The organism is Neisseria sp. P0006.S004, assembly GCF_051963015.1.
GTDB lineage: Bacteria > Pseudomonadota > Gammaproteobacteria > Burkholderiales > Neisseriaceae > Neisseria.
This window is the reverse complement of record NZ_JBQCUS010000015.1, coordinates 1-8754: the sequence shown is the minus strand read 5'-3', so window position 1 is coordinate 8754 and position 8754 is coordinate 1. Positions and strand designations below refer to the sequence as shown.

Sequence of the window (8754 nt, the reverse complement as noted above, 5' to 3'; positions counted from 1 at the left end):
GACTTGGTCAGGCTAGGACCGCCTGCGACTTTCACACCGTCGTTGTTAACGGTGGTGTCGCCGGCTTTGACGCTGTCCACAACCAGGTCTTTGTTCAGCTTAACGGTTACTTTATCGTCTTGGGCTTCGGTGGTGATGTTGTCGTCGCCGGCAACGGTCACGGTAGCGCCGAGTTTTTCGACATTGGTGCTGCCGCTGTCGCCGTTGAAAGTCAGGCCTTTGGTGTCAACAGTGTTTTTGGCATCCACACCTTTTTGGATGTCGTCCTTGGTGTCTTGCGCCAAGTCGATGCTGTAGTCGGTCACGTTGTTCGCGTCTTCTGCTGAAGCAGTGACGGTCACTTTGTTCGAACCGGCGCTCGCGGTCGTGCCTTTGGCGTTGACGGTGTAAACGTCTTGGCCGTTGGCGCCGGTCGTTTTCACCACGTCTTTGATGTTGGTGCCGGCGGCAACTTCGGTACGGGCAGCGGCGCTTTGCTGTTTCAGCTGGCTGTAGTTGACGGCGTCGGTGTCATCGGTACCCGGGGCAACATTGGTAATTTTGTTGCCGGCGGCATTGATGCCTGACTTGGTCACACTTGGGCCACCGGTAATGGTGAGGCCGTCTGAATTCAGTTTGCTGTCGCCTGCGGTAACGCTGTCGACGGTAATGTCTTTGGCCAGTTTCAACTGTGCACCACCGGCTACGGTTTCGCTGATGATGTTGCTGTCGCCTTTGACATTGATGGTGTCACCCAATGCGTAGTTGTTGCTGCCGGTCGTACCGCCGAAGTTGATGCCTTTGGCGATATTGGCGGCGTTGTTGGCGACGTTTTGGTTGGTCGCAAACAGTTGGCTGCCGTTAACGGCATCTTTGCTGTTGGCATTGAGGTCGCCATCCGCTACGTTGGTCACTTTGTTACCGGCGGCATCGATACCGGACTTGGTCAGGCTAGGACCGCCTGCGATCTTAACGCCGTCGTTGTTAACGGTGGTGTCGCCGGCTTTGACGCTGTTCACTACCAGGTCTTTGTTCAGCTTAACGGTCACTTTATCGTCTTGGGCTTCGGTGGTGATGTTGTCGTCGCCGGCAACGGTCACGGTAGAGCCGAGTTTTTCGATATTAGTGCTGCCGCTGTCGCCGTTGAAGGTCAGGCCTTTGGTGTCAACGGTGGTTTTGGCATCCACACCTTTTTGGATGTCGTCTTTGGTGTCTTGCGCCAAGTCGATGCTGTAGTCGGTTGTGACGGAACCATCGGCTGCAGTTGTAGTATTAGAGGTCAAATTCAAAGCATTGGAAACTTGTACCGTTGCCTTATCTGCGCTGACGGTATAAGTAGTTTCTTTGCCTGAAGTTGTCTTATTGACATGCGTGTTGCTGCCTGCCTCCACCTTGGTTGTGATTTTGGCATTATTGATGGCATTGGCTACATCGCCGGCAGTCGCTACACCGGCAGTCGGTGCGGACACTGTGCCATTATTATCGACAGACAATGTGCCTTGGGTAACGTTGATTTGAACTTTTGATGCATTCTCGCCATCGGTGATTGCAACGGTCGTCAAATTGCCATCGGCGTAGTTGACTGTACCGTTGTTGTTGATACGGGATTTGTCTGTACCGTTTTGTTGGATATTGTGTCCAACATTGTTCATAACGGTGTACAGTTGGCTACCGTTAACCGCATCGGTTGAAGTAGCGGAAATACGGCCTGCGGCAACATTCTGAATTTGGCGTTCATTGCCTGCACTGCCTACAGAAACCGCGCCTGTTTTAGAGGATGAAGAAGCAGCATAGCTGACATTGGTCGCAGCACCACTATCGTTTTTGAATGAGGCATTTTTAGCTGTCGCATCAAAATTATTGGCTGCGCCGACGGCACCATTACCCAATGCAACAGAGTCTTGAACAGAAGCAGTAGTACCGTTACCCAAAGCAACAGCATTGACGCCTGTAACATTTGCCTGATTGCCGATAGCAACACCATTTGTGGCTGCGCTTGTCGTAGATGCAGATGGGCCAATGGCAATTGAGTTTGCACCTTTCGCACCATCGTTATTCCAGTTTTTGGTGCCGTCAGTGCTACCATCAGTTGACTTAACAGAGAAATAACGAATGCGTTCGAGCGCACTCAATACACCATAAAGTTGAGAGCCGTTGATGGCATCAGTAGAAGTAGCAGAAATATCGCCGGGGGATACATTGATGATTTGGCGTTCGTAACCTTTGGAACCGACAGACACAACATCACCGGCATCGGTAGTTTGACCGCCTGCCCAAGTGTAGGTTACACCCATAATTTCGCGTTGAACGTATGCCTGACCTTCTTTATCGGTTTTAGAAGCCGTACCCAAAGCCACAGAGTTCAGCAAAGTAGCCTTCGCACCTGTACCCAAAGCTACACCACCAAAGGCAGTGGCCTGAGATTTGGTACCGATAGCCAGAGACAAATCGGCAGATGAATTAGACTGCACACCCAATGCAACAGAACCTTGACCGGCAATAGTATTACCATAAGAACCGTAATTCATCGTATCACCAGTCATCTCTTTATAAATATCACGCAGACTTTTACCGCTCAGCGTATATTCACCGGTCTTTGCACCTTTTTCATTATATTTGATGAATTTATCCGTTGCATTGCCAGAATATCGAGTACCACCTACCGAATCTAAATCATCACCACCAATAGCAACAGATGAATTACCATTAGCCAAGACATTGCCGCCAACCGCAATAGATTGGTCTCCCTTTGCCCACGCACCCTCAGGTCTGCCCTGTGGATCAACACGGTTACCTGAACCAATAGCAATAGACTGAGTTATCTTAGAACTACTTGAATCGCCTACTCGAGCCGTATTACCAATAGCAATATTATTGTGAGTTACATTCACATTCATACTATTTTGGGAGAGAACCTCAGATGCACGTCCAATAGCAATCGTACCAAGTCCGGTTGCATTCGCGTCTGCACCAAGTGCAATAGCACTTGATGGCGCACTACCCGAACCTGGAGAATTTGCCACTGCACCTTTACCAATGGCAATGGTATTTCCAGTTTGAGCTTGGGCTGAATTACCTATGGCGATAGACTCACTTTGATAACCCACTGCATTGGTACCGATTGCAATGGCATTTTGCGCATTGGCTGCAGCCTGACTACCGCTGCCAATTGCAATGCCGTTTTGACCTCTTGATGTGCTGGATTGGCCCAAAGCCATTGAGCCTATACCAAATGCTTGCGCCGAATTACCCAATGCTGTTGTGCTCGTATTATCAGCAAGAGCATTCTTACCTACCGCTGTCGCTTGCGTACCATTTGCTTTGGAATCTGCGCCCAGTGCTGTTGAATCTGCAGAAACAGCATTGGCACTTTTACCTATCGCTGTTGCATTTGAACTACTTGCACTTGTATCTGCACCCATCGCAACAGCATGATTTTGAGTAGCCTTGGCATTTGTACCAACAGCAAGGCTATTATTATGTGTTGCATTTGCACTCGTACCTACCGCAACTGCACCGTTAGCCGTAGCATTGGCTGATGCTCCTACTGACAGAGCACCAATACCGGTCGCTGTTGCACCACTAACCGCAGTCGCACTGGTTACAGCATCAAATTCAATTTTTCCTCGTGCTGCAGTTGCCGCATACGAATTACCTGCACCCAAAAGAGCTGCCGAAATCACTGTCAATCTAAAAACTGTCGCGATACCATTTTTACCGGATTCAGCAGATACATCTGTACTGTTTTGTTCTGCAGACGATTTCACTCGGCCTTTGGCCAATTCGGAAGTTACGACAAAAGATTGAATCGTACGGTTCCAAACAACTTTAAATATCTTATTCATAGGTGTGTCTTTCTCTTTTTATGATAGGTAAAAGCGTGAGCATGAGCATGACGCTACTTTAAAAAGTCTATTGCGGAAGATTTCCCAGCAAATACTTGCTTCGAGCTGACGTTTATTGTCACTTTGAGACAAAATTTAGGTCTTTTACTGTCTCGAAGTGAAATAGTATTTCATACTTACTAAATATCCGCTAGTCAGAAATATCAACCGATTATCTTTAATTTTTAAATAAAATCATGATGCTTGAACAGAAAAACCAATCATTAAAAGTTCTCCAGTCATGTTTTTATTAATAAGCGTAATGTTGTATTCCGTCGACAAGTCATCAGCAATCACAGTAATCATGCAAGCCACGTGCCAATTACTTGGAATTTTATTTAAAATGAATTGTTTTCTAAGAAATGGAAAAGGCCGTCTGAAAGATTTCAGACGGCCTTTGATGAAATGATTTTGAACAATTGCTTAATTTAAAGACGTTTTGATTGTATAAACTGACGATAACTGAGCAATATAGCTTGTGATCGATAATGGCAGGAATAGGCACATCCCTAGCCGATGTAAACGCAGAGAGTGTTATAAACCAAATACGGCAATATCGCCCTTACCTTGACGAATCAGCTCGGTACCATCGGTCATATCAATAACCGTCGTCGGCTCAGTACCGCACCAGCCGCCATCGATAACCAGATCGACAGCATGCTCAAGACGGTCTCGAATTTCGTATGGATCGGTCAATGGCTCTTCGTCTTCAGGCAGCATAAGGGTGCAACTTAAAATAGGTTCGCCCAATTCTTGCAAAAGTGCCAAGGCAGTGGCGTTATCGGGAACACGCAGGCCGATGGTTTTACGTTTGGGGTGAAGCGTGCGATTGGGCACTTCTTTGGTTGCTTGCAGGATAAAGGTGTAGCTGCCGGGTGTAGCTGCTTTGAGCTGGCGGAATTGGGCATTATCTACTTTGGCGTAAGTCCCCAATTCGCTCAAATCAGCACACATCAGGGTCAGATGGTGTTTTTGATCGATTTTGCGAATCGCGAGAATGCGCTCCATCGCGTTTTTGTCGCCGAGTTTGCAACCCAGCGCGTAGCAGGAGTCCGTAGGGTAAACGATAACGCCGCCACTGCGGACAATGTCGGCGGCTTGTTTGATGAGGCGGTCTTGGGGATTATCGGGATGGATGGCGAAAAATTGAGCCATGTTTTTTTCCTTATCATTCTAATGGTTTGCTGTTTGGTATTTTAAAACTTATTTAGCCATCTGAATATTGGATTTCCACCATCATGAATGGATTTAGCCTCAGCTACAACACCTTATATACCATTTTGATTTACTGCTAATATCGAAAGTCAATTTGATACACTATATAATGCATTATTTTGTTTGAAAGCCATCTCAATGTCTGCTTCTTCCCTACCTTCACGCCGCTTGTCTGTTGCCCCCATGCTCGATTGGACAGACAGACACTATCGCTTTATGGCGCGACAAATTACGCGCAATGCTTGGCTTTATAGCGAAATGGTCAATTCAGGCGCGGTGGTTTATGGAGATAAAGACCGTTTTTTAAGTTTCAACGAAGGCGAGCAGCCGATAGCTTTACAGCTTGGCGGTTCAGATCCGCATGACTTGGCAATCGCCGCTAAAGCAGCTGAGACGTATGGCTATAATGAAGTCAACCTAAATTGCGGCTGCCCCAGCCCACGCGTTCAAAAAGGCGCTTTCGGCGCCTGCCTGATGAATGATGTAGATTTGGTGGCAGATTGTTTGAATGCGATGCAGGATGCTGTTGAAATTCCGGTGACGGTCAAACACCGCATCGGCGTAGACAGACAAACAGAATATCAAGTCGTGGCAGATTTTGTGGGAACACTTCGCGAAAAAACAGCCTGCCGCACATTTATCGTCCATGCGCGCAATGCTTGGCTGGACGGCTTATCTCCAAAAGAAAACCGCGAAGTTCCGCCACTCAAATATGAATACGTCTACCGCTTGAAACAAGAGTTCCCCGACTTAGAAATTTTAATTAACGGCGGCATCACCACCAACGAAGAAATAGCCGAGCATCTGAAATTTGTCGATGGTGTCATGATCGGGCGCGAGGCTTATCACAATCCAATGCTGATGCGCGATTGGGATACACTGTTTTACAACGACGCACACGCACCAATCCAATACGCAGATTTAGCGGCTTGGCTATACGCATACAGCCACGAACAAATCGCCTCAGGACGCGGTACCATCCTACGCCATATCGTCCGCCATGCACTAGGCTTGATGCACGGCCTAAAAAATGCCCGCACTTGGCGCCGTATGCTCTCAGATGCTACTTTGCTGAAAGACAACGACGGCAGCCTGATTTTAGACGCATGGAAAGAAGTCGAACGCGCAAATATTTGGGATTAATGGCATATAGTGCGAATAAAAGAAAGGCCGTCTGGAACATTAAATGATGTTTCAGACGGCCTTTTAAATTACAACAGACTGCTAAAGATATATTCATTTCTCTTTGGCTACTATTGCGATTAATTCATCAAATAAACCCAAAACATAATCTAAGCATAAAAAAATGCGGCCTAAATAGGCCGCATTTACTTTGCTTCGTCTTTTCAGACGGCCTTTTCAGGCCGTCTGAAAGTCAGATTACCATTGGTAACCAACTGCTGCGGTAGCACCGAAGTGACCACGTGAGTTGCCGGAAGCAGTACCTTTGATGATCCAGTTACCACCATCGGAGATGCTAGAGAAGCCGACAGCGTAACCGGTTTCACCGCGGTAGTGACCGCCACCGATAGCCAGCATGCTCTTACCTGGCAAGTAAGCTTGTGGCAGACCGGCAGTAGCCAGAGCTTGAGCCACACCTGCGCGGGCGTTGTTGTCAACCTTGTTCACATTGCTGTTCACATCGCCGAATTTTTGGTTCAGCTGGTCAACGTTAACCGCATCGGTACCTTTCTTACCTGGAGCAACATTTTGGATAGTAGTGTTGCCGGCATCGATACCACCTTGGTTGATGGTTACAGGACCTGCTTTCAGTTCGTTAGTAGTAACACTATTAACGTGCAGATCAGGGTTCATGCTGACTTTCAGCGCATCGCCGTCTTTCTTAACGGAGACGTTTTTCCCCAGATTCTGACCGTCAACTGTAATAGTATCCCCACCTTTAATCTGAATAGTGTTATTCAGCGGTTTGGTGATTTCAGCGTTCTCTTCATCACGCAGACCGAAGGTACCATCAGCATCTTTACCGTCTTTACCATCTTTACCATCTCTAATGATGGTGGTAGTGGTGTTACCGTTGCCGTCTTTGATGGTTACAGTATGTTCGCCTTTAGCTGTAGTTTCAACTTTAGCTTCAGCGTTCTTACCATCTTTCACAACTTCAGAAGTGGTACCGATGACTTTACCATCTTTATCCAGGTTTCTAACAGTGATAGTGGTTTCACCTTTAGTATCATCACGTGTAACTTTAGCTTCAGCTGACTTACCATTGTCGCCGGTTGCACCAGTTGCGCCGGTATCACCTTTGGCACCTTGAGCACCGGTATCACCTTTAGCACCTTGGGCACCAGTGTCACCTTTGTCGCCTTTAGCGCCTTGGTCACCTTTAATACCTTGGTCACCTTTATCGCCTTTGTCGCCTTTGACACCTTTATCGCCTTGGTCACCTTTGGCACCAGTTGCACCGGTAGCGCCAGTTGCACCGTCTTTAACGATAGTAGTAGTAGTGTTACCGTTACCGTCTTTGACAGTTACAGTGTGAGTGCCGTTGCCGTTGTCTTTAACTTCGGCTTCAGCGTTCTTACCGTCTTTAACGATAGTGGTAGTAGTTTTACCGTCGCCATCGGTGATGGTTACAGTGTGAGTACCGTTGCCGTTGTCTTTAACTTCGGCTTTGGCGTTCTTACCGTCTGCACCGTCTTTAACGATAGTGGTAGTGGTATTACCGTCGCCATCGGTGATAGTTACAGTGTGAGTGCCGTTGCCGTTGTCTTTAACGTCAGCTTTAGCATTCTTACCGTCTGCACCAGTGTCACCTTTAGCACCGGTATCACCTTTAGCACCGGTATCGCCTTTGACGCCTTTGTCGCCTTGGTCACCTTTGGCACCGGTATCACCTTTAGCACCGGTATCACCTTTAGCACCTTGGGCACCAGTGTCACCTTTGTCGCCTTTAGCACCTTGGTCACCTTTAATACCTTGGTCACCTTTAGCACCGGTATCACCTTTGTCACCTTTAGCGCCTTGGTCACCTTTGGCACCGGTATCACCTTTAGCACCAGTTGCACCGTCTTTAACGATAGTGGTAGTGGTGTTACCGTTACCGTCTTTGATGGTTACAGTATGAGTACCGTCGCCGTTGTCTTTAACTTCAGCTTCAGCGTTCTTACCGTCTTTAACGATAGTGGTAGTAGTTTTACCGTCGCCATCGGTGATAGTTACAGTGTGAGTGCCGTTGCCGTTGTCTTTAACGTCGGCTTTGGCATTCTTACCGTCTGCACCAGTATCACCTTTAGCACCGGTATCACCTTTAGCACCTTGGGCACCAGTGTCACCTTTGTCGCCTTTAGCACCTTGGTCACCTTTAATACCTTGATCACCTTTAGCACCGGTATCACCTTTGTCACCTTTAGCGCCTTGGTCACCTTTAATACCCTGGTCACCTTTAGCACCGGTATCACCTTTATCACCCTTGTCACCTTTATCACCTTTTGCGGCAGCTGTGCCGTCTTTAATGATAGTAGTAGTGGTGTTACCGTTACCGTCTTTGATGGTTACAGTGTGAGTACCGTCGCCGTTGTCTTTAACGTCGGCTTCAACGTTCTTACCGTCGGCACCAGTTGCACCATCTTTAATGATGGTAGTAGTGGTGTTACCGTTACCGTCTTTGATGGTTACAGTGTGAGTACCGTCGCCGTTGTCTTTAACGTCGGCTTCA

The 8754-nt window shown here is 47.6% G+C and carries 4 protein-coding genes; 1 reads left to right on the top strand and 3 read right to left on the bottom strand.

What is annotated here, in order from left to right:
* Both ACTHR2_RS10405 and ACTHR2_RS10400 read right to left on the bottom strand, forming a co-directional pair.
* Nucleotides 1-3824: ESPR-type extended signal peptide-containing protein (locus tag ACTHR2_RS10405; protein ID WP_440375700.1), on the bottom strand; the 3824-nt coding region annotated here is incomplete at its 3' end.
* 573 nt (nt 3825-4397) lie between these two features.
* The gene (locus tag ACTHR2_RS10400; protein WP_036491940.1) at nt 4398-5018 is read right to left on the bottom strand and encodes an L-threonylcarbamoyladenylate synthase; all 621 of its coding nucleotides are present in this window, start codon (nt 5016-5018) and stop codon (nt 4398-4400) included.
* Between the two features lie 198 nt (nt 5019-5216).
* On the opposite strand from ACTHR2_RS10400, the gene dusA reads away from it, so the two are divergent.
* Nucleotides 5217-6221, top strand: a complete 1005-nt coding sequence (gene dusA / locus ACTHR2_RS10395) for a tRNA dihydrouridine(20/20a) synthase DusA (protein ID WP_440375699.1) — start codon at nt 5217-5219, stop codon at nt 6219-6221.
* 237 nt (nt 6222-6458) lie between these two features.
* On the opposite strand, the gene ACTHR2_RS10390 is transcribed toward dusA, so the two are convergent.
* Nucleotides 6459-8754, bottom strand: a 2296-nt coding sequence (locus ACTHR2_RS10390; protein ID WP_440375698.1) for a YadA family autotransporter adhesin, incomplete at its 5' end; no start/stop codon positions are given.

What these genes read in the sequence shown, in the direction of transcription:
- ACTHR2_RS10400 (WP_036491940.1), bottom strand. Translation starts at nt 5,018, where the DNA reads ATGGCTCAATTTTTCGCCATCCATCCCGATAATCCCCAAGACCGCCTC.
- dusA (WP_440375699.1), top strand. Translation starts at nt 5,217, where the DNA reads ATGTCTGCTTCTTCCCTACCTTCACGCCGCTTGTCTGTTGCCCCCATG.